Annotated in this window: 20 protein-coding genes; 15 read left to right on the top strand and 5 right to left on the bottom strand. The window is 63.5% G+C overall.

The features are described 5' to 3' along the window. Window positions 1-7: 7 nt before the first annotated feature. Window positions 8-1,363: an isochorismate synthase gene (locus IEY62_RS03380; protein ID WP_189013890.1), complete on the bottom strand. Its 1,356-nt coding sequence runs from the start codon at window positions 1,361-1,363 to the stop codon at window positions 8-10. A 91-nt stretch (window positions 1,364-1,454) separates the two neighbouring features. Here IEY62_RS03380 and IEY62_RS03375 point away from each other — a divergent pair, with 91 nt between their 5' ends. The 4 genes from IEY62_RS03375 to IEY62_RS03360 all read left to right on the top strand — a co-directional run bounded on the left by IEY62_RS03375 (window position 1,455) and on the right by IEY62_RS03360 (window position 6,148). Further along, on the top strand, window positions 1,455-2,216 hold the full coding sequence (locus IEY62_RS03375) for a demethylmenaquinone methyltransferase (protein WP_189013888.1): 762 nt from the start codon (window positions 1,455-1,457) through the stop codon (window positions 2,214-2,216). A gap of 29 nt (window positions 2,217-2,245) precedes the next feature. Then, window positions 2,246-3,589, top strand: a complete 1,344-nt coding sequence (locus IEY62_RS03370; protein WP_189013886.1) for a geranylgeranyl reductase family protein — start codon at window positions 2,246-2,248, stop codon at window positions 3,587-3,589. Window positions 3,590-3,598: 9 nt separating this feature from the next. Further along, a complete protein-coding gene (locus tag IEY62_RS03365; RefSeq protein ID WP_189013884.1) occupies window positions 3,599-4,702 on the top strand; it encodes a polyprenyl synthetase family protein in 1,104 nt (367 codons plus the stop codon). Window positions 4,703-5,278: 576 nt separating this feature from the next. Next, complete coding sequence (locus IEY62_RS03360; RefSeq protein ID WP_189013882.1) at window positions 5,279-6,148, top strand: type IV toxin-antitoxin system AbiEi family antitoxin domain-containing protein; 870 nt, start codon at window positions 5,279-5,281, stop codon at window positions 6,146-6,148. A 234-nt stretch (window positions 6,149-6,382) separates the two neighbouring features. On the opposite strand, the gene IEY62_RS03355 is transcribed toward IEY62_RS03360, so the two are convergent. Continuing rightward, complete coding sequence (locus IEY62_RS03355) at window positions 6,383-6,805, bottom strand: SMI1/KNR4 family protein (RefSeq protein ID WP_189013880.1); 423 nt, start codon at window positions 6,803-6,805, stop codon at window positions 6,383-6,385. A 13-nt stretch (window positions 6,806-6,818) separates the two neighbouring features. Beyond that, a complete protein-coding gene (locus IEY62_RS03350) occupies window positions 6,819-7,490 on the bottom strand; it encodes a trimeric intracellular cation channel family protein (protein ID WP_189013878.1) in 672 nt (223 codons plus the stop codon). Between IEY62_RS03350 and IEY62_RS03345 the strand changes: the two genes are divergently transcribed. The 9 genes from IEY62_RS03345 to IEY62_RS03305 all read left to right on the top strand — a co-directional run bounded on the left by IEY62_RS03345 (window position 7,491) and on the right by IEY62_RS03305 (window position 17,366). Then, window positions 7,491-8,258, top strand: coding sequence for a sirohydrochlorin chelatase (locus IEY62_RS03345; protein WP_189013876.1), 768 nt, complete (start codon window positions 7,491-7,493; stop codon window positions 8,256-8,258). Between the two features lie 153 nt (window positions 8,259-8,411). Further along, window positions 8,412-10,154: a nitrite/sulfite reductase gene (locus tag IEY62_RS03340; RefSeq protein WP_189013874.1), complete on the top strand. Its 1,743-nt coding sequence runs from the start codon at window positions 8,412-8,414 to the stop codon at window positions 10,152-10,154. Next, entirely contained in the window at window positions 10,151-10,885 is a 735-nt protein-coding gene (locus tag IEY62_RS03335) for a phosphoadenylyl-sulfate reductase (protein WP_189013872.1), read from the top strand. The genes IEY62_RS03340 and IEY62_RS03335 overlap by 4 nt, the downstream gene beginning before the upstream one ends. Beyond that, window positions 10,882-11,841 (top strand): sulfate adenylyltransferase subunit CysD, encoded by a 960-nt coding sequence (gene cysD, locus IEY62_RS03330; RefSeq protein ID WP_189013870.1) that lies wholly within the window; start codon window positions 10,882-10,884, stop codon window positions 11,839-11,841. The genes IEY62_RS03335 and cysD overlap by 4 nt, the downstream gene beginning before the upstream one ends. Continuing rightward, entirely contained in the window at window positions 11,842-13,245 is a 1,404-nt protein-coding gene (locus IEY62_RS03325) for a sulfate adenylyltransferase subunit 1 (RefSeq protein ID WP_189013868.1), read from the top strand. Between the two features lie 99 nt (window positions 13,246-13,344). After that, window positions 13,345-14,298, top strand: coding sequence for a homocysteine S-methyltransferase (gene mmuM, locus IEY62_RS03320; RefSeq protein WP_189013859.1), 954 nt, complete (start codon window positions 13,345-13,347; stop codon window positions 14,296-14,298). A 152-nt stretch (window positions 14,299-14,450) separates the two neighbouring features. After that, window positions 14,451-15,602 (top strand): ABC transporter substrate-binding protein, encoded by a 1,152-nt coding sequence (locus tag IEY62_RS03315; RefSeq protein WP_189013857.1) that lies wholly within the window; start codon window positions 14,451-14,453, stop codon window positions 15,600-15,602. A 98-nt stretch (window positions 15,603-15,700) separates the two neighbouring features. Then, on the top strand, window positions 15,701-16,432 hold the full coding sequence (locus IEY62_RS03310) for an ABC transporter ATP-binding protein (RefSeq protein ID WP_189013855.1): 732 nt from the start codon (window positions 15,701-15,703) through the stop codon (window positions 16,430-16,432). Continuing rightward, window positions 16,422-17,366, top strand: a complete 945-nt coding sequence (locus tag IEY62_RS03305) for an ABC transporter permease (protein WP_189013853.1) — start codon at window positions 16,422-16,424, stop codon at window positions 17,364-17,366. Before IEY62_RS03310 ends, IEY62_RS03305 begins: the two co-directional genes overlap by 11 nt. Before the next feature lie 91 nt (window positions 17,367-17,457). On the opposite strand, the gene IEY62_RS03300 is transcribed toward IEY62_RS03305, so the two are convergent. Beyond that, a complete protein-coding gene (locus IEY62_RS03300; protein WP_229785031.1) occupies window positions 17,458-18,075 on the bottom strand; it encodes a DUF305 domain-containing protein in 618 nt (205 codons plus the stop codon). Window positions 18,076-18,203: 128 nt separating this feature from the next. Continuing rightward, window positions 18,204-18,638: a hypothetical protein gene (locus tag IEY62_RS03295; RefSeq protein WP_189013848.1), complete on the bottom strand. Its 435-nt coding sequence runs from the start codon at window positions 18,636-18,638 to the stop codon at window positions 18,204-18,206. A 186-nt stretch (window positions 18,639-18,824) separates the two neighbouring features. On the opposite strand from IEY62_RS03295, the gene IEY62_RS03290 reads away from it, so the two are divergent. Both IEY62_RS03290 and IEY62_RS03285 read left to right on the top strand, forming a co-directional pair. Next, a complete protein-coding gene (locus tag IEY62_RS03290; RefSeq protein WP_189013846.1) occupies window positions 18,825-19,382 on the top strand; it encodes a dihydrofolate reductase family protein in 558 nt (185 codons plus the stop codon). A 35-nt stretch (window positions 19,383-19,417) separates the two neighbouring features. Then, window positions 19,418-20,461, top strand: coding sequence for an LLM class flavin-dependent oxidoreductase (locus tag IEY62_RS03285; RefSeq protein ID WP_189013844.1), 1,044 nt, complete (start codon window positions 19,418-19,420; stop codon window positions 20,459-20,461). The last annotated feature ends 94 nt before the right edge of the window (window positions 20,462-20,555 follow it).

The following is a 20,555-nucleotide window of genomic DNA, read 5'->3' as shown; positions in this document are numbered from 1 at the left end:
CCCAGATTCAGCGCTTGATTCCCAGAGCCTCCAGCATGGGCCGGAACTTGGCCCAGGTCTCGGCCAGCTCCGCCTCCGGCTGGGAGCCTTCCACAATGCCGCACCCTGCATAGAGACGAACGGTGTTGGCATCTTCAATGACAGCCCCGCGCAACGCGATGCCCCATTCGCCGTTGCCTGCGGCATCCAGCCATCCCACCGGTCCGGCGTACGGACCGCGGTCCAAGTGTTCGAGTTTCCGGATCAAGGCACCCGCCACCAAGGTAGGTGTTCCGCACACCGCGGCAGTGGGATGCAGCGCGTTGATCAAGGCCAGGCACGTGGGCACGTGACCTTCGATATCGGCGAGTTCGGCCTTCACATCCGAAGCAAGGTGCCACACATTTGGCAGCTCAAGGATGAAGGGCTCGCTGTGGGAATTCATCGCCTCCGAGAAAGGAGCCAGTTGCCGGGTCAGCGAGTCAATGGCGATCTCATGTTCATGGCGTTGCTTTTCCGAACCGGCCAGAACCCGTTCGGCATATTCCATGGGGGAGCCATCCATGCCGTCCGCATCCCGGCGATCCAGCGTCCCTGCCAGCACCCGCGCCTGCGCAGTGCGGCCCTCCACCTGGATGAGCATCTCGGGCGTCGCGCCTACCAGGCCATCAACACCGTACGTCCAGCATTCGCGGTACCTTGCGGCCAGTTGCCGAAGAACCTCCGCAGCGTTGACGCCCGCTGGAAGGCTCGCAACGACGTCGCGCGCCAAAACCAACTTCTCCAGCTTGCCGGCGCGGATCTCCTCCACTCCGTCGGCCACAGCCTTCATCCAGTTCGCCTCGCTGAGGGAACCATGGCTGAGGAAACCCGCCGAACCGTTTGCGGCAACAGCCTCAGGTGAGGGTCCGACGTCGGACCCTCCGGCCGCAGGGTCGTCGCCGTTCGGCTCCGGCTGGCTGAGCCAGTGTTCCACCGAGGCGAGGACGCCCGCCTCGGTGAGGGGAGCGTCGTCGAAAGTCAGTTGGGTAGCCCAGCCGCGGCCATCGCGGATGCCCACCACCAATTCCGGGAGGATCAGACGGGACACGTGGGGGGATGTTTTGGAGAACGCGAACGAGCCAAATGCCACTGGGCCGGTGCCCGGAAGCTCCACATGGTCCGTGATCTCTGCCTCAAGAATGAGGTGCCGCCACCAGATGTCGGCCTCAAGGAAGCGGTCCGGGCCGGTGGCGTTGAAACGGGTCAGCTCGCCGTAGCCCACCAGGCCGGCTTCGCGTCGGGACCAGCAAAGGACGTCGTCCCGCACCAGAAACGACGGCAGCCCCCCTGGGGATGATTCAACATCGAGGGGGACTGTCAAGGTGCGGAGCGTGCTCGTCATGATGGAACAACAGTACTCCCGCACGCAGGCAGAACCTGAGCCGACTTCTACAGCGCAGCAAAGTCGGTTGAATGTCTGAGACAATTACAGGGTGAACCGAGCATCCTTGGAAAAGCGTCCGGACGAAGTTGCGACGATGTTTGATGATGTCGCCCCAAAATACGACGTCGTCAACGACGTCCTGTCCATGGGACAGACCCGGCGCTGGCGCCGGATCGTGGTGGACGCCATGGATGTCAAAGCGGGCCAGAAGGTCCTTGACCTCGCCGCCGGAACGGGCACTTCCAGCGAACCCTACGCCGACTCCGGCGTGGACGTAGTGGCGTGCGACTTCTCCCTGGGCATGCTCAAAGTGGGCAAGCGCCGCCGCCCGGACATCGACTTCATCGCCGGTGACGCCACCAACCTGCCGTTCGCTGACAACAGCTTTGACGCCTCCACCATTTCCTTCGGCCTGCGCAACGTCGTGGAACCCCGCAAGGCCCTGGAGGAAATGCTCCGCGTCACCAAGCCCGGCGGTCGCCTGGTCATTGCCGAGTTCTCGCACCCCGTGGTTCCCCTCTGGCGCAACCTCTATACCGAGTACCTCATGCGCGCGCTCCCGGCCATCGCCACCAAGGTGTCCTCAAACCCGGATGCCTACGTCTACCTGGCTGAGTCCATCCGCGCCTGGCCGGACCAGGACCACCTTGCCCAGTGGCTCGCAGACGCCGGCTGGACGGACATCACGTACCGCAACCTCAGCGGTGGCATTGTTGCCGTGCACCGTGCGCAGAAGCCCGCCGAGCACCGCGAAAGTGTTCCCGTTGCCAAGCTGCGACGCCAAATCAAGCCGCGCCACCAGGCCGGCTAGCTCCGTACTGCCTGCTGACTTAGGACGACGTGAAAGTACTGATTGTTGGCGCGGGCCCGGCCGGGTCCACCGCCGCGTATTACCTCGCCCAAGCGGGCATCGACGTCACGGTGCTGGAAAAGACGTCGTTTCCCCGCGAGAAGGTCTGCGGAGATGGCCTCACCCCGCGCGCCGTTCGCGAGATCCAGAAGCTCGGCCTGCCCCACGCTGTTGAGGAAGGGTGGCGCCGGAACAAGGGCCTGCGTCTCATCGCCGGCGGCCGCACCATCGAGTTGCCCTGGCCGGAAGTAGCGGACTTTCCTGCGTATGGACTGATCCGCACACGTCTTGGCTTCGATGAGGACCTTGCCCGCCACGCCGAGTCGGCCGGTGCAGTGGTGTTGGAGCGCCACAGTGTCACTTCCGCACTGACTGCCGACGACGGCCGTGTCACCGGAGTCCGCGCTTCAATCCTTGACGAGTCCGGGCGCAGGACGGGCGAAACGCGTGACTTCCATGCCGACGTCGTACTCGCCGCCGATGGGAACTCAACGCGAACCGCGGTGTCGCTGGGAATGCACAAGCGTGACGACCGCCCGCTGGGCGTCGCCGTGCGCACCTACTTCACGTCCCCCCGCCATGAGGACGACTGGATGGAAGGCTGGCTGGAACTGCCCGGCAAGTCCGGCAAACCGTTGCCCGGTTATGGCTGGGTGTTCGGCGTCGGCGACGGTACGTCCAACGTGGGCCTGGGCATCCTGAACTCGTCCAAGGAATTCGGCAAGCTCGACTACAAGCAGGTCCTGCGCGAATGGACCGCCGGCATGCCCTCGGAATGGGGTTTCACCCCCGAAAACCAGGTGGGGGAGATCCGCGGTGCCGCGCTGCCCATGGGCTTCAACCGCACGCCGCACTACTCACCCGGTCTGCTCCTGCTGGGCGACGCCGGCGGCATGGTGTCCCCGTTCAACGGCGAAGGCATTTCCTACGCGATGGAGTCAGCCCGGTTTGCCGCCGAGTTCATCATCGACGCTTCCTCCCGTTCGGCGTCAGCCGGATGGACCGCCGACGACGCCGATGCGCACCTTTCGCGGTACGCGGACTACGTGCGGGACCAGTGGGGCTCGCATTTCACGCTGGGGCGGATGTTTGCCTCCTTGATCGGCAAGCCTGCCGTGATGAAGCTTGCCCTGCGCACCGGCATGCCCATTCCAGTGCTGATGCGCTTTGTAGTGCGCATGCTCGCGAACCTCACCGACCCGTCCGCGAAGGGCTTCGAAGACCGTGTGATCCGGGTCCTCGAGATGCTGGTTCCGGCAACGTCCAACACTTCCTCTGCCCGCGCTTTGACGCCGGCAGGCTCCGACACCGCGGTTTCCGCAACAACTAGTTAGGGTTAACCCGTGACGAACTCTGCCGAACACAGCTGGACGCATGCCGGGCACGGCTTGCCGGATTCCACCGAGCCTTCCCTCAACACCACGGCAATTGCAACGGGCCTCCAGCTGCCCGCAGGTTTTGCTGCCATTGCAGGTGACCCCGAGCTTGGCCCTGCCATCACCAACAACCTGGCCCGGGTGGAGAAGAAGCTTCGCGAAGCCATCTCCAACTCGGACCCCCTTGCTGATGCGACGTCGCGCCACCTGGTGGAAGCCGGTGGCAAGCGGATCCGTCCGTTGCTGACCCTGCTGTGCGCACACTTGGGCGACGCCTCCCGCCCCGAGGTTGTCCAGGCCGCCGTCGTGTGTGAGCTCACCCACCTGGCTACGCTGTACCACGACGACGTGATGGACTCGGCCCCGTTCCGCCGTGGAGCTCCCACCGCCCATGAAGTTTGGGGCAACTCGGTGGCCATTCTCACTGGTGACCTCATCTTTGCCCGTGCGTCCATCCTTGTCTCCGAGCTCGGTTCGCGTGCCCTCGGCATTCAGGCCCGTACCTTCGAGCGGCTGTGCCTTGGCCAGCTCCACGAAACCGTGGGACCGCGCGAAGACGAAGATCCCGTTGAGCACTACCTCTCCGTGATTGCTGACAAGACCGGTTCACTGGTGGCAGCTTCCGGCCAGCTCGGTGCGATCTTCTCGGGCGCTGACGAGTCGTTCGAAGACCTGCTGGTGGAATACGGCGAAAAGGTGGGCGTGGCCTTCCAGCTGGCCGACGACGTCATCGATGTCACCGGTGTGAAGGTCAAGTCCGGAAAGTCCCCGGGCACCGACCTCCGCGAAGGTGTTCCAACTCTTCCCGTCCTGTTGCTGCGCCGCGATGCTGCGGCAGGGGACACCTCCGCTGCAGAGCTCCTTGAGTTGATCGACGGCGACCTCTCCTCCGACTCCGCACTGGCAGAGGCTGTGGCCGGCCTGCGCGAGCACCCGGTCACCAACGAGTCCTGGAAGATCGCACGCCAGTGGTCCGCCGAGGCCGTTGCGGCGTTGGCACCGTTGCCCGAAGGCGTGGTGAAGGCGTCCCTGACCAACTTCGCCCACGCAGTGGTGGACCGCAGCAGCTAGTTTTCCTCGACTTAGGCAGGCGTCCGGACTTTCATAGTCCGGGCGCCTGTTTCGTTCCGGGGCCCATCGGGTGGCCATCACCGGGGCGGATGCGGTGTCTGCACCACCTACTTTGAGGTTCCAAGGGTGACGAAACGCCAGCGGTTACGGCGTGTTGGGTGGTTGGGAAATCAGAGTGGGTGGTGGCCGCACGTACCGAGACTTGAACTCACGGGAAAAACGGAATGGCCCCGGCTCGCTGCAACGTTACGAGTCATACGCTGCACCGAACCGGGACCACAATCTCCGTTCGCATCAGACCCACCGGAGGCATTTAGTGGATCCGTGAAAAGTTTATGACAAACCTGTCACATATGCAACTCCTTAGGTCATTGGGTTTCTCCCTTAGCTAGGGCGATTTACAGCAGGCGCCAGTCCTCCACCACCAACTTTGAATTTCGGAAGCGACGGACACGCCGGTTGGGGGTGTGTTGCAGCTTTCCAAGTGTTCAAAGGGGGTGGTGGACGTACTCGGAGTTGTCCACATACGGGACTTCCCAGCAACCGCAGACTCCCCGCCGAAGCCAGCATGGCTGTATGAACATCGAGAATTTCCTCCGCAGCCGGCACGGAGCAGCAACTACAGGCACCCTGCTGACCGCGGGCTTCACTCGTCGCATGCTCACGAAAGCGGTAAGGGACGGAGTAGTGAACCGCCTTCACCGTGGCGTTTACACGTCCAGAGAAGCGGACCCCGACGTCGTTGCCGCCTTTCGGGCCGATGGCATGCTTACCTGCGTTTCAGCAGCTCGCTTCTATCGGCTTTGGACCCTTGAGGACCCCGGCTCCCTCCATTTGAGCTGCAGCACTGGACAAGCGAGGCGGGGTGTAGTCCATCACGGAGTCTGCGTGCACCCGGCGCACCCGTACCTTCCTGTCGCAGGGGTGGCCGATGTCTTGATCCACGCCCTCAGATGTCTCCCGGAACTTGCAGCTCTCGTCATGGTGCAGAGCGCGGTTAGCCAAGCCCTCCTGTCTACAGATTTCTTGAAGTCGAAGCTCCCAGGCAACAGAAATGGCAGAACCCGTGGAACCTTGGACTTGGTTCTACCTCGTGCCGACTCCCTCTTAGAGGTGCTGGCCCACACACATTTCACGCGGGCAGGCCTCCGAGTCCGTATGCACGTGGATGTGCCCGGTGTGGGAGAGGTGGACTGCCTGGTCAATGAATGCCTGATTGTAGAACTCGACGGCGGCACTCACCTGGAGCCGAAGCAGGTCAAGAAGGACCAATACAGGAATAATGCAGGCATGCGCGGAGGCCTGCTGACCCTGCACTACTACTACGGCGACGTCGTTCATCAGCCGGAGCGCATGGTTGGTGAAGTCCTGGCAATCCTGCGAAACCGGGAAGCCGGCCGCTTCGGCCCATTCCGATACATAGCCGTCGCGCCGCCGTCGACATAACCGTCGCGCCGCCGTCGTAAATTCCTGTCTGAGGCGTACCGCCATCACCAACTTTCGCCACATACTTCCGGCTATACGCCGTCGACGCCGCGTGTCGGGGCGTCGTCAACATCAATGTGGGTGGTGGCCGCACAGGCCCGGAACACAAAACAGCCCCTATGCAATCAATTTAGGTTGCTTAGGGGCTGCGCGTCGTTCAATCAGGGTCAGGAAGCCGCGGGGGCGCCGGGAGAACTAGTCTTCGTCGTTGAACGCCCACTCGAACATGTCGAAGACGAACTCGGAGAACGTGCCTTCCTCGCTCTTCCACTGGCCGCGGGCGTTGTTGCGGCGCCAGACGATGGGATCCGGGACGCTGAGGTCGGCCGTGCGGAAGCCCCACGTGAACTGCTCGTCCTCGTCCTCAAGGAACATGAGGAAGCCTTCGTCATCCACTTCCAGTTCTTCAGGGTCCCAGAAGTAGTGGTAGGCCTCCATGAGGTCCTCGCAACCGCCGATGGCCAGGTAGAACTCGCGAAGAACCAGCGGGATGGTGAAGGAGTGTTCGGCGAGGGCGTCGTCCAGTTCGTCGGGCGTGAGGCCGTCTTCTTCCTGCCATTCATCCTCGAGATACTTTGGGACCAGCGCGCGGAACTTCTCGAGGAACATGTCAGTCATGCTCTTATCCTAGCTAATCCCGGGCACCCGAAATTGCGCCCCCACCGGTACCGGCACGGTGCCATCCCCGGACAGCCAATGGCACATACCAGCCGCGTCGCCAGGCCGTCACCCGGAAGGCGAAAACAACACCGGCAATGACACAGGCCGTGAGTCCGGTGAAGAGCCCAAGGTGCCACATCAACGTGGTCAAGCCCGCCCCCACGAAGGCAGGCAGCGCATAGATATCGCGGTTGTTGAACAGCGTTGGGATTTCATTGGCCGTGATGTCCCGCAGCAAACCGCCGCCCACTCCCGTGGTTACGCCCAGCAAAATCGCGGCTACCGGGTTCATGCCCGCGCTGATCGCCTTCAGGGTGCCGGTGATGCAGAACAGGGCGAGGCCGCCGGCGTCGAACAGTGTCAAAAGCGAGGTGAAGCGCTGGACCGACGAAAACAGGTAGTAGACCAGCATGGCTGCGAGCAGCGGCGGCGCCAGATAGGCAGGATTCGTGAAGGCGATGGGAGGCCCGGCATTGATGACGATGTCGCGGATCACCCCGCCGCCCAGGGCCGCGATGGAGGCAAGCAGTATGGAGCCAACAAAGTCGAACTGCTTCCGGGCGGCCAACAATGACCCGGAAACTGCGAAAAAGAACACGCCGATGAGGTCAAGCCAGAGAAGAACAATGTCAATGGAAATCAAGTGGACTGGTTCTTTCTTAACGTGCTTCACAACAGGTGCTGGCTCAACGTTACGCTAGCTCCCATGAACAGCCCCGTTTTGATCGCTTGCGCCCACGGAACCCGCAACGCTGAGGGCCAGGCGGCCATCCGCCGGGTCATGGCCGAGATCGGGGAACTCCGTCCCGGACTGCGGGTGGTTGAGGCCTACGTTGACGTCCAGGAACCCGAATTGGGCGGCGTGGTGGAGGGCCTGCCCGAGGGGACTGCCGCCGTCGTCGTACCGCTTTTGCTGTCCACCGGCTTCCACATCAAGGTGGACGTGCCCAAAGCGATCAAAAGCCGGCCCGAGGTGGTGGCCGCCAGGCCGCTAGGCCCGGATCCGCGGCTTGCCGAACTACTGGCGACCCACTTGCGGGCGGCAGGCCTGCAAGAGGACGACGGCGTCCTGCTGGCCGCCGCGGGCTCGTCGCTGCCGGACGGATCGGTGGACTCGGAGGAGCAGGCGCGCCTGCTGGGGGAGCTGCTGCCGAACAAGGTGCGGGTCGCCTATGGTGCCAGTGCCCAGCCAACAGTGCCCGACGGCGTCGCCTCCTTGCGTGCCGAACTCGCCGCCGACGGTGGGACAGGCAGGGTCTTCATTGCCTCCTACCTGCTGGCAACCGGCTACTTCCACGACCAGCTGGCCAAAGCAGGTGCGGACGTTGTTGCGGCTCCACTGCTGCCATCGAAGGTTCTGGCCGAGATTGCCCTGGAACGCTACGACGCTGTGTTGGAAAGCCTCTCCTAACCTTTGTTTGCAAGGAAAACCGGACTTCGGGGAACTGCATATCCAGCGGCCCGGAACAAGGCCGCTGGCGTGTTCGTGACGAAATGTTTCCCTAGGTGACTCAACATTTCCGGACCTTTGCTGGCGAAATCTGGCCAGACCTACAGTCGATGTATGACAGATACAGCTGTAGCCGGTGCGTCCGCTGACGCCGCAGTCCCTTCGCGCCCAGCACGCACCCGCCCGGCGGCCAAGCCCCACGGCCAGTGGAAGGTTGATGGCACTGCGCCGCTCAACGCCAACGAGACCTGGAAGCAGGAAGACAACGGCCTGAACGTCCGTGAGCGGATTGAGTCTGTCTACTCCAAGGAAGGCTTCGACTCGATCGACGGAACCGACCTCCACGGCCGTTTCCGCTGGTGGGGCCTCTACACCCAGCGCAAGCCCGGGATCGACGGCGGCAAGACCGCAACGCTTGAACCGCACGAGCTCGAAGACAAGTACTTCATGCTGCGCGTCCGCATCGACGGCGGTGCACTCACCACCGAGCAGCTGCGGGTCATCGGCCAGATCTCCGTGGACTTCGCACGCGGCTCGGCCGACCTTACGGACCGCCAGAACATCCAGCTGCACTGGATCCGCGTGGAGGATGTGCCGGAAATCTGGCGCCGTCTGGAGGGCATCGGCCTGTCCACCACTGAAGCGTGCGGCGACGTCCCCCGCGTTATCCTCGGCTCCCCGGTTGCGGGCATTGCCAAGGACGAGATCATCGATCCGACGCCGCTCATCCACGAACTCGCAGAGCGCTTCATCGGCGACCCCGAGCTCGCCAACCTGCCGCGCAAGTACAAGACCGCCATCACGGGCCACCCGTCCCAGGACGTAGTGCACGAGATCAACGACTTCGCCCTGGTCGGCGTGGTCCACCCCGAGCTCGGCGCTGGCTATGACCTCTGGGTTGGCGGCGGCCTGTCCACCAACCCACGCCTGGCCGAACGCCTGGGTGTTTTCGTTTCCGCCGACGTGGCCGCTGAAGTGTGGCTCGGCGTCACCAGCATCTTCCGTGACTACGGTTACCGCCGCATGCGCACCAAGGCCCGCCTGAAGTTCCTCATGAACGACTGGGGTCCAGCCAAGTTCCGCCAGATCCTCGAAGACGAATACCTTGGCTTCAAGCTTCCGGACGGCCCTGCCGCGCCCAAGCCCACCGCGCCGGGTGACCACATCGGCGTGCACGAGCAGAAGGACGGCAAGTTCTTCATCGGCGTCACGCCAACCGTGGGCCGCACGTCCGGCGAGGCACTGGTGACGCTGGCTGACACCCTGGAGAAGCACGGCAGCTACCGTCTGCGCACCACTCCGCACCAGAAGCTCGTCATCCTGGACGTGGCCAAAGATGAGGTGGAGCCACTCATCGCTGAACTGGACACCCTGGGCCTCTCCGCCCGCCCGTCCGTGTTCCGCCGCGGCACCATTGCCTGCACCGGCATCGAGTTCTGCAAGCTGGCCATCGTGGAAACCAAGGTCACCGCGGCCACGGCCATTGCCGAACTGGAACGCCGCCTGGCCGACCTCGTGGAGACCAAGCAGCTGCCCTCGGCACTATCCCTCCATATCAACGGCTGCCCGAACTCCTGCGCCCGTATCCAGACGGCCGATATCGGCCTGAAGGGCATGATGCTGCCAACGCCCGACGGCGACCCCACCCCCGGTTTCCAGGTCCACCTCGGCGGCGGGCTGGCCAACAACCAGCGCGAGGAAGCCGGTTTGGGACGTACCGTCCGCGGCCTCAAGGTCACGGTGGAAGACCTGCCCGATTACGTGGAGCGCGTGGTCCGCAAGTTCGTCGCCGTAGGCGCCGAGGGCCAGACCTTCGCCGAGTGGGCACACTCCGCAGATGAAGGAGACCTCCAATGACAGATCCCCAAACGCTCCCGGCCGTGCGCACGCTGAGGTCCCACGACGAGCTCAAAGCATTGGCCGACGCCGGTGCAGCGGAGCTCGGCTGGAACGCCACGGCCCAGGAAGCGATCGCCTGGGTGGCGCGGAACTTCGAGCTGCCCGCCATCACCGTTGCGTGCTCCATGGCCGACGCCGTCCTGCCGGCTTTGGTCGCGGACCAGCTTCCCGGCGTCGACGTTTTGTTCCTCGAAACCGGCTACCACTTCAAGGAAACCTACGAGACCCGCGACGAAGTAGCCGCCAACCTGCGCGTCAACGTAGTGGACGTCCTGCCGGAGAACACCGTGGAGCAGCAGGACCGCCTGCTGGGCAAGGATCTGTTCGCCCGGGACGCCGCACAGTGCTGCGCGTTGCGCAAGGTCCAGCCGCTGCGGCGTTCGCTGTCCGGCTACGAGGTGTGGTTTACCGGCGTCCGGCGCGACGAAGCCCCCACCCGCACCAACACACCGGTAGTCACCTGGGATGAAGGTTTCGGCCTGGTCAAGGTGAACCCGATGGTGGACTGGTCCTTCGATCAATTGCTGGAGTACTCCGAGGACAACATCCTCCCCGTTAACCCCCTCCTGAGCCAGGGCTACCCGTCCATCGGCTGCCAGCCCTGCACCCGCAAAGTGGCCCCGGGTGAAGACTCCCGAGCCGGCCGCTGGGCAGGTTCCGACAAGACAGAATGCGGACTACACACATGAGCACGTACACAAAAGAGGAGTCCACGGTGGAAGTTGCAGCGGCAGTCGACGCCCCCTCAGTCGAGCGCCTGAGCTCCCTGGACACCCTCGAGTCCGAAGCGATTCATATCATCCGCGAGGTTGTTGCCGAGTTCGAGAAGCCTGCGCTGCTGTTCTCCGGTGGCAAGGACTCCGTGGTGATGCTGCACCTGGCCACGAAGGCGTTTTGGCCGGGCAAGGTTCCTTTCCCGGTGCTGCACGTCGATACCGGCCACAACTTCCCTGAGGTCATCGACTTCCGTGACCGCACCGTTGAGCGCCTGGGCCTGAAGCTCGTGGTTGGTTCCGTGCAGGAATTCATCGACCGTGGTGAATTGGCTGAGCGTGCCGACGGCACCCGCAACCCGCTGCAGACCGTTCCGCTGCTGGACGCGATCCAGCGCAACAAGTTCGACGCCGTGTTCGGCGGCGGCCGCCGTGACGAGGACAAGGCCCGTGCCAAGGAGCGCATCCTGAGCCTCCGTGACGAATTCGGCCAGTGGGATCCGCGTAACCAGCGCCCCGAACTGTGGAACCTGTACAACGGCCGCCACACGGTGGGCCAGCACGTCCGCGCGTTCCCCATCAGCAACTGGACCGAGCTGGACATCTGGCGCTACATCGAGCGCGAGAATATCGAGCTCCCCAGCCTGTACTACGCCCACGAGCGTGAAGTCTTTGCCCGCGACGGCATGTGGCGCGCTGTGGGCGAAGTGTCCCAGCCGCTGCCCAACGAGGACGTCATCACCAAACTGGTGCGCTACCGCACTGTAGGTGACATGTCCTGCACAGGTGCGGTTGAGTCCGATGCACGCACCGTGGCCGACGTCGTAGTTGAAGTCGCCGCCTCCACCCTGACAGAACGTGGCGCCACCCGGGCAGATGACCGCATCTCCGAGGCCGCCATGGAAGACCGCAAGAAGGACGGCTACTTCTAAATGAGCACCGAAACATTGGCTGCCGGACTGGAAACAGCCCTGCCCACAACACTGTTCCGTTTCGCAACTGCCGGATCGGTCGACGATGGCAAGTCCACTTTGGTGGGCCGCCTCCTTCACGATTCCAAGGCGATTCTTGCTGACACGCTCGACGCAGTCGCCCGCACCTCCGCGGACCGCGGCTTCGGTGGGGAGAAGGGCGGCATTGACCTGGCCCTCCTGACCGATGGCCTGCGTGCCGAGCGTGAGCAGGGCATCACCATCGATGTGGCTTACCGCTACTTCGCAACGGACCGCCGCAGCTTCATCCTGGCGGACTGCCCCGGCCACGTTCAGTACACCAAGAACACGGTGACAGGCGCTTCCACTGCGGATGCCGTCGTCGTACTCATTGACGCCCGCAAGGGTGTGCTGGAGCAGACCCGCCGGCACCTGTCCGTTCTGCAGTTGCTGCGTGTTGCCCACGTGATTGTGGCTGTGAACAAGATCGACCTGGTGGACTTCAGCGAGCAGGTATTCCGCGACATCGAGACCGACGTGCAGAAAGTTGCGCGTGAACTCGGCCTTGGTTCGGATGGTGTCGCAGATTTGCTGGTGGTCCCCGTATCCGCCCTGGACGGCGACAACGTGGTGGACCGCTCCGAGCGCACCCCTTGGTACACCGGTCCTGCGCTGCTGGAGGTCCTCGAAACCCTCCCCGCTGCTGACGAACTCGAAGCCGAACTGGAGAGCTTCCGTTTCCCGGTCCAGCTGGTGATCCGTCCCCAGGGTGCCCTGGCTCCGGATGCTGTAGCTGCCGGGCTCGATGTGGAGGCGTACCGCGATTACCGCGCCTACGCCGGCCAGATCACCGAGGGCTCCGTGAAGGTCGGCGACGAAGTTTCCGTCATCAGCCCGGGCCACGAGCCCCGCACCACCACGGTGATCGGCATCGACTTCGCCGGCCAGTCGCTGGACGAAGCCGCAGCGCCCCAGTCCGTTGCCATTCGTTTGGCTGACGAGATCGACATCGCCCGTGGCGACACAATCGCCGCAGCCGGGACTGTCCGGGAAAGCACGGCTGACCTGTATGCGTCGCTGGCGTGGCTCTCGCCGAAGCCCCTCCGTGAAGGCCAGAAGGTCCTGGTGAAGCACGGTACACGCACGGTCCAAGCGCTGGTCCGCAACGTTACGGGCAAGCTGGATCTGGCCACGTTCAACGTGGAGCCGGCGTCCACCCTGGAGCTCAACGACATCGGACACGCGCAGCTCCGCCTCGCCGCAGCGTTGCCGCTGGAGAACTACCTGCACCACCGCCGTACCGGAGCGTTCCTGGTGATCGACCCGATCGACGGAAACACCCTGGCCGCCGGTCTGGTCAAAGACCACCCGGGTGACCACGAAGACGAACGTTACGTCATCTAGGGTCATACGTAGTCACAAACCGCAGCTTGTTCGCGACTCCTCACGTTGTACGGCGGGAATTTCGAACAAGCTGCGGTTTTCTTTTTTGGGGAAGGACCCATGCCACAGAACACCACACTCAGCACCCTTTTGGCTTCCGGGAAGGACCTTGTCCTGGACGGGGCGCTGGCCACGGAACTGGAAGCCCACGGCTGCGATCTGGAAGATGCCCTGTGGTCGGCCAAGGTCCTGCTGGAACAGCCGCACCTGATCAAGCAGGTCCACCGCGACTACTTCGACGCCGGAGCCTCCGTGGCGATTACCGCCAGCTACCAGGCCACTCCGCAGGGATTCGCGCGGCGTGGGCTTTCCGTTGAAGAGTCGTTGGAACTGGTTGCCCTGAGCGTCCGCTTGGCCGATGAGGCCCGGAACGAACACGCTGCGGCCAACCCGGATGCGGGCGCACTGTTGGTGGCCGGATCCGTTGGTCCCTACGGCGCCTACCTTGCTGACGGCTCCGAATACCGGGGCGATTACACGCTTTCCGCCGCGGAATTCCGGGACTTCCACCGGCCCCGGATCGCAGCGCTCGCGGAGGCTGGCGCGGATTTCCTGGCGTGCGAGACGCTGCCGTCGTACGCCGAGGCAGGGGCGCTGTTGGCGCTCGTGGCGGACTACGACGTCGAATCCTGGTTCACGTTTACGCTGCGGGACAGCGGCCACATCAGTGACGGAACGCCGTTGGAGCAGGTTGCTGCGCTGCTCAGCGCGGAACCGCGCGTGGCCGCCGTCGGCGTTAATTGCGTGCCGCTGGAACTGGTGTCGGATGCGCTGGGCAACCTTCAGAAGTTCTCCAGTAAAGCCTTGGTGGCGTACCCGAACTCGGGCGAGAGTTACGACGCCGTGACGAAAACCTGGGGCCCGTCCGAAGGCACTCACGGTGGCGGCACGCTGGCGGGCAACGCTGCGCACTGGCGCGGGCGTGGAGCCCGTCTCATAGGTGGATGCTGCCGCACAACTCCGCGCGACATTGAAGAGCTGGCAGCGAATATGACGCCACGTGAACCTGCGTGAACCTTGATTTCTACGGGATTGAAGCCGAAATATGACAGTCCCTACTGTGAAGGCATGACCTCTCCGGAATGGTCCTTGCTTGCCCAACACGGGCGATGTCACGGGGCCTGATCTTCGCCCCCTTCGCATCCCACTTCCCATAAGGACCTCCCATGGCAAACACACCCGAGTCACAGAAACCCGATTCCGGTACCACCCGCATCGTCGCTGGTGAGACTGCGTCCAAGCCCAAGCGTCGCCGCACAGTAGAGATCGCCCTGGCCGTTGGTTTGGTGCTGCTCATTGGTGCTGGTGCTGCGGTTGCGTCGGCTGTTTCCAACAGCAACCAGGCAGCCCCGGCTCCTGCCACCACGCCCGCGGCGGAGCTCAAGCTCGGTTACTTCAGCAACGTCACGCACGGCCCGGCGCTGGTGGGCACCAGCAAGGGCATTTTCGCCAAGGAACTGGGCGAGACCAAGCTCAGCACGCAGGTCTTCAACGCCGGCCCTGCCGCCATTGAAGCCCTGAACGCCGGAGCGATCGATGCCACGTACATCGGCCCGAACCCGGCGATCAACTCCTACGTCAAGAGCAATGGCGAGTCCATCAGCATCATCGCCGGTGCCGCTTCCGGTGGTGCGCAGTTGGTGGTCAAGCCGGAGATCACCTCCGCTGCCGACCTCAAGGGCAAGGTCCTGAGCACGCCCCAGCTCGGTGGAACCCAGGACGTGGCATTGCGTGCCTGGTTGGGCCATCAGGGGTTCAAGACCAACACCGATGGCAGTGGTGATGTGAACATCAATCCGACCGAGAACGCGCAGTCGCTCAAGCTCTTCCAGGACGGAAAGCTCGACGGCGCGTGGTTGCCTGAGCCGTGGGCTTCCCGTCTGGTCCTGGAGGCCGGGGCGAAGGTCCTGGTGGACGAGAAGGACCTGTGGGAGAACGGTGACTTCACCACCACCATCCTGATTGTGAACAAGAAGTTCGCCGCGGAGCACCCGGAAACTGTGAAGGCACTTTTGAAGGGTCACGTGGAGTCGGTGAACTGGCTCAACAATGCTTCGGCGCAGGAGAAGGCGACCACCATCAACGCGGTCCTCAAGGACACTGCCGGTAAGCCGCTCCCGGCGAACGTGATTGAGCGTGCGCTCCAGAACATCAAGTTCACCACTGACCCGCTCGCCGGGACGTACAAGAAGCTCCTCCAGGACGGCGTGGACGCGGGAACCACCAAGACCGCCGACATCAACGGCATCTTCGACCTCCGCACCCTGAACGAGGTCGAAGGCAAGAAAACCTCAGCCGCAGGACTCGGCCAGGATTAAGCAGTAACGGGCTGGTCCGCTTCCCTTGCGATTCGCGCGGGGGAGCGGACCGGCCCTTAGGCACATCAGCTCTACCAATCAACACGAAGGACGGGACCATGCCAGTCGTACTCGAGAACCTGGGGAAGCGCTTCGGCGACGGTGCCCCGGTGCTGGACGACGTCAACGCCACCATCGCGAAGGGTGAGTTCGTCGCCCTCCTTGGTGCGTCCGGCTGCGGCAAGTCCACGCTGCTGAACATCATGGCGGGACTTGAGAAGCCGACGTCGGGCGCTCTTGAAGTACCCAGCGACGGCGCGGCCTTCATGTTCCAGGACGCGTCCCTGTTCCCGTGGCTTACCGCGCGGGGAAACATTGAGCTTGCGCTGCAGTTGGCCGACAAATCCAGCACCAAGGCCGGCCGCCGGGACCGGGCCAACGAGCTGCTGGAACTGGTCCACCTGGGCGGCGCGGGTGACAAGCGCCCCCACGAACTTTCCGGAGGCATGAGGCAGCGCGTTGCGTTGGCCCGTTCGCTGGCCCAGGATCGTCAGCTTTTGCTGATGGATGAACCGTTTGCGGCCCTTGATGCGATCACCCGGGACCTCCTCCACGACGAGCTTGAGCGCATCTGGAAGGAAACCGGGCGGACCATCGTGTTCGTGACCCATAACGTCCGCGAGGCCGTACGCCTGGGCCAGCGCGTGCTCCTGTTGTCTTCGCGTCCCGGCCGTGTGGTGGCTGAATGGGACGTCACTGAGGAACACCGTACCGATGCCGGTCACGCTGGGGAGCTGACCGGTGTCATCACCCGCCGTCTTCGCGAGGAGATCCGCCGCCATGCCAAGTAACCCCATCACCACCGAAGAGCGGACCCTTCCCGTGACTGAATCCAAAGAGCACATCACGTCGCCGTCGCTGAAGGGCAACGCCTCGGAACTCCGCGACCTCGAAGCCGGCCTGGACAATCTCCAGTCGGACCTTGGCCGCAAGCGCGGCATCGAATGGAAGCGTGTCCTGCTTCCCGTTGTAGCGCTGGTGGTTCTCATTCTCGCCTGGCAGTTCTATGTATCGCTGGGCCTTAAGCGCCGCGACCAGGTTCCCGGGCCCTTGGACGTTCTCAACCAGCTGGTTGTTTTGTGGGGTGAGGGCAAGGTCCAGGAATCCGTGTGGACCTCGTTGCAGCGCGGCCTGGTGGGCTTCCTGATCTCAGTAGTGGTCGCCACCCCTGTGGGCTTGCTGCTGGCACAGGTTGCTCCTTTGCGCCGTGCCTTTGGGCCGCTGATTTCCGGCCTCCAGGTGTTGCCGTCCGTTGCCTGGGTTCCTGCGGCCATCATCTGGTTCGGCCTCACGGACGCAACGGTGTACTTCGTGGTGCTCATGGGTGCCATCCCGTCCATCATCAACGGGCTCATCTCCGGCGTCGACCAAATTCCGCCGCAGTACCGCAGCGTCGGTACCGTCCTCGGTGCGAACCGGCTGCAGATGGCGCTGCAGATCATCCTCCCTGCGGCTCTTCCCGGGTACATCGGTGGCCTGAAGCAAGGCTGGGCGTTCTCCTGGCGTTCCCTCATGGCGGCTGAAATCATCGCCGTCGGTGGCACCATCGGCTTCGGTCTGGGCTCGCTTCTTGACCAGGGCCGTGCGTTGTCCGACATGGCAATCGTCATGTCCGCGATCCTGCTGATCCTGTTCGTGGGCATCCTGATCGAGCTCCTGGTGTTCGGCCCGATCGAGAAGCGTCTGCTTCTGCGTCGTGGTCTGCTGGCGGGCAGCTCGCGGTAACCCACCCTTCTAAGGCAACGCGGGGTCACTTATGGCCCATGTTTGGTATCAACATGGGCCTAAAGTGACCCCGCGTTGCTGTGTCCGGGCGTCAGAGACCGGTCAGGAGGCCTTTCATGTCCTGGATCTCCTTTTCCTGCGCCGCCACGATGTCCTTGCCGAGTTGGACCGCGTCCGCGTATTTTCCTTGGCTGATTTCGGTTCTAGCCATGGACACAGCACCTTCGTGGTGAGCGATCATCTGAGTCAGGTAGAGCTTGGCTGCTTCCGTGCCTTGGGCGTCCTTGAGCTTCTGCAGTTCGGCCTCGCTCAACACGCCGTCCATGCTGTGGCCATCGTGCCCGGAGGAGTCCATGACTGGCATGTTCCAGCTCTGCAGCCAGCCCGTCATCGTTTGGATTTCAGGGGCTTGGGCGGCTTTGATCTGAACTGCCAACCCGTTCACGGCTGCCGGGATGTCTTTCTTGGCCAGGATCGCGTCCGACATTTCGACGGCTTGCGCGTGGTGCGGAATCATCATCTGGGCGAACATGACGTCTGCCGCGTTGTGAGCTGACTCAGAGTTGTTTGGCGAGGGGTTGGTCGTGGGCGCCGACGTCCCATGATCCATGCCCGGCATCGAATCCGAGCCGGAATTCGAAGCGCAGCCGGCCAGCGCGATCAGTGCCGCGAGAGCAGTGCCCGTGATGATAAAGCGTGTTTTGTGCATCAGTGAATGGTCCTTTGACGATTCAGGCGGCATTTTGGTCTGCCGCGGAGGGTAAGCAATGGAGACCCGGAGCTGTGGAGCTCCGGGATGGGAGGGGACGGACGCGTGTCGGCGACCCGTTCCAGTGCTTACGTCCTGCTGATGCTGAGCTGCCCCGGAGTGGGGGCTGTCGGTTGATAGGTCCAGGATGGCTGGGGCTCGTCGTGTCCCCGGTCCGGGGAATCGGCTGGGACGGCGTCACCGGGAGGCGATGCGGCGAGGGAGCCGGTTTTCAACGAAGGGGTGCAATTGGCGCTGGCGGCCTGGGAGCAGGCGCAGCTTCCCGACGTGCACTTGTCTGCCTCAGCAGGCGGAGTTTCCGAAAGGTGCTGCGGGGAGCCGTGTGCGTTGTGGATGGCAGAGGCCGTCGGAAGCGGCGTGGCTGCGTTGACCGAGTGCGTACCGTGCGATCCGTTGACCACGTGCATCCCCAAGATGCCGGCAATGACGGCTGCCACCAGCAGCAGGAGCGGAGCGCGCCGTCGGAAAGCCGCAAGAGTCAGGTGGGACAAGCGATTGTTCACTGTACCTGTCCTCCTTCCCCTTCGCTCCGGACATCAGCAGCATACCCCGGGAGGGTATTTAGGTCGAGTTGGCAGCAGCGGAGGCCGCTCCGACCCGCAAACCCTCCGGACGTGGAAATCCCTGGAGTCCGGAAAAGGATCCCGCGATCCGCTGCGTCGATCTGCTTGGAGCCCTAGAATCGGCGAATGGGCCTTCTAACGTTCAGCATCAATGTCACCTTGGACGGTTGCGTCGACCATCGGGAGGGCATCGCCGATGACGAAACACACGCCCACTTCACCCGGCTCCTGGAGGAAAGCGGTGCAATGCTCTGGGGCCGCACCACCTACGAAATGATGGAGAGCTACTGGCCGCTGGTGGCCCGCGGCGAAGTAGAAGCTCCACCAGCCCTGCGCGATTGGGCGCTCGCCCTGGAGAACAAGCCGAAGTACGTCGTATCGTCCACCCGGAGTGACTTTCCGTGGACCAACAGCCACCACTTGGTGGGCGAACTCCGTGCGGCGGTGCAGGACCTCAAGGATGCAACACCCAACGGGGTGCTTGTCGGCAGCGGCAAACTCGCCACAGAGCTGGACAGGCTGGACCTGGTCGACGAGTACAAATTCCTGATCCACCCCATGATCACCGGCCACGGTCCCACCTTGTACCAAGGCGGACTGCCCGGCACAAGGCACCTGGAACTGATCTCAGCGGTGCCGCTGAACGACGGCGCAGTCGCCATGCACTATCGGCGTGCTGATTGAGGAATGAGCGGGCACTGGTCAGCGTTGTTCCGGACATGCACAACAAGCGGATCGGTTTCCTGTCCTTTGGCCATTGGGCCCGCGTCCCAGGCTCCCTGGTTCCTACGGCCGGCGAGGCCCTGAAACAGGCGATCGAGCTGGCCGTCGCCGCGGAGGAAGCGGGCATCGACGGCGCGTTCTTCCGCGTGCACCACTTTGCGCGTCAGCAGGCATCGCCGTTCCCTCTTCTGGCAGCCATCGCAGCACGGACAAGCCGTATCGAGATGGGCACCGGCGTGATCGACATGCGCTACGAGAACCCGCTCTATATGGCCGAGGAAGCCGCTGCCACGGACCTCATCAGTGACGGCAGGCTGCAGCTCGGTGTGAGCCGTGGTTCACCCGAGCCTGCCCGGAACGGCGCAGCGAATTTTGGTTACGTCCCAGCCGACGGTGAAGACGGCGGTGACATGGCCCGGCGTCACACAGCGTTGTTCCGCAAAGCCATCGCCGGTCACGGCGTGGCCCAAGCAGATCCGCACTACTCCGGAGGTGCGACAGGCTTGCTTCCCATCCAGCCTCAATCACCGGGCCTTCCGCAGCGGATCTGGTGGGGAGCAGGGACCCGCAAAACAGCAGTCTGGGCCGCGGAGCAGGGCATGAACCTCATGAGCTCAACGCTCCTCACTGAAGACACCGGCGTGCCCTTCGATGAACTCCAGGCAGAACAGATCCGGATGTTCCGCGAAGCCTGGGCCGCTGCAGGGCATGATTTCGAGCCCCGGGTTTCGGTCAGCCGCAGTGTCATCCCGATTGTGGATGCTGAGGACAACCGCTACTTCGGCCTCCGCGCCCAAGCAGACAGCCAGGATCAAGTCGGAATCCTCGACGGCGCGTTGTCCCGTTTCGGTAAGAGCTACATCGGCGAGCCGGACGCGCTCGCCGATGAATTGGCTGGAGACGCCGCGGTCCAGGCGGCTGACACCGTCCTGCTCACTGTACCGAATCAGCTTGGTGTGGATTACAACGCCAAGCTGCTGGGTAATGTGGCCAAACACATCGCCCCGGCGTTCGGGTGGCAGGCCACTCACGTGGTGTGATCCGGGTTGTGAACTGGACGGCCCTGCAAAGGCCGGTAGTGTTGCTCGCTGTGCGCGGTTGCCGCGCACCCCAAGAGCATTCGTGCGTTACGTC

This window comes from Paenarthrobacter histidinolovorans, from assembly GCF_014647595.1.
In the GTDB taxonomy this organism is placed as follows: domain Bacteria; phylum Actinomycetota; class Actinomycetes; order Actinomycetales; family Micrococcaceae; genus Arthrobacter; species Arthrobacter histidinolovorans.
Note: the sequence above shows the minus strand (reverse complement) of the source record. Positions and strands in the feature narration are given on the sequence as shown.

Coding starts and splice junctions, on each gene's coding strand:
- IEY62_RS03310 (WP_189013855.1), top strand. CDS start 15,701: ATGCCAGTCGTACTCGAGAACCTGGGGAAGCGCTTCGGCGACGGTGCC.
- IEY62_RS03305 (WP_189013853.1), top strand. CDS start 16,422: ATGCCAAGTAACCCCATCACCACCGAAGAGCGGACCCTTCCCGTGACT.
- IEY62_RS03335 (WP_189013872.1), top strand. CDS start 10,151: ATGACAGATCCCCAAACGCTCCCGGCCGTGCGCACGCTGAGGTCCCAC.
- IEY62_RS03285 (WP_189013844.1), top strand. CDS start 19,418: ATGCACAACAAGCGGATCGGTTTCCTGTCCTTTGGCCATTGGGCCCGC.
- mmuM (WP_189013859.1), top strand. CDS start 13,345: ATGCCACAGAACACCACACTCAGCACCCTTTTGGCTTCCGGGAAGGAC.
- IEY62_RS03300 (WP_229785031.1), bottom strand. CDS start 18,075: ATGCACAAAACACGCTTTATCATCACGGGCACTGCTCTCGCGGCACTG.
- IEY62_RS03290 (WP_189013846.1), top strand. CDS start 18,825: ATGGGCCTTCTAACGTTCAGCATCAATGTCACCTTGGACGGTTGCGTC.
- IEY62_RS03360 (WP_189013882.1), top strand. CDS start 5,279: ATGAACATCGAGAATTTCCTCCGCAGCCGGCACGGAGCAGCAACTACA.
- IEY62_RS03325 (WP_189013868.1), top strand. CDS start 11,842: ATGAGCACCGAAACATTGGCTGCCGGACTGGAAACAGCCCTGCCCACA.
- IEY62_RS03355 (WP_189013880.1), bottom strand. CDS start 6,805: ATGACTGACATGTTCCTCGAGAAGTTCCGCGCGCTGGTCCCAAAGTAT.
- cysD (WP_189013870.1), top strand. CDS start 10,882: ATGAGCACGTACACAAAAGAGGAGTCCACGGTGGAAGTTGCAGCGGCA.
- IEY62_RS03340 (WP_189013874.1), top strand. CDS start 8,412: ATGACAGATACAGCTGTAGCCGGTGCGTCCGCTGACGCCGCAGTCCCT.
- IEY62_RS03380 (WP_189013890.1), bottom strand. CDS start 1,363: ATGACGAGCACGCTCCGCACCTTGACAGTCCCCCTCGATGTTGAATCA.
- IEY62_RS03315 (WP_189013857.1), top strand. CDS start 14,451: ATGGCAAACACACCCGAGTCACAGAAACCCGATTCCGGTACCACCCGC.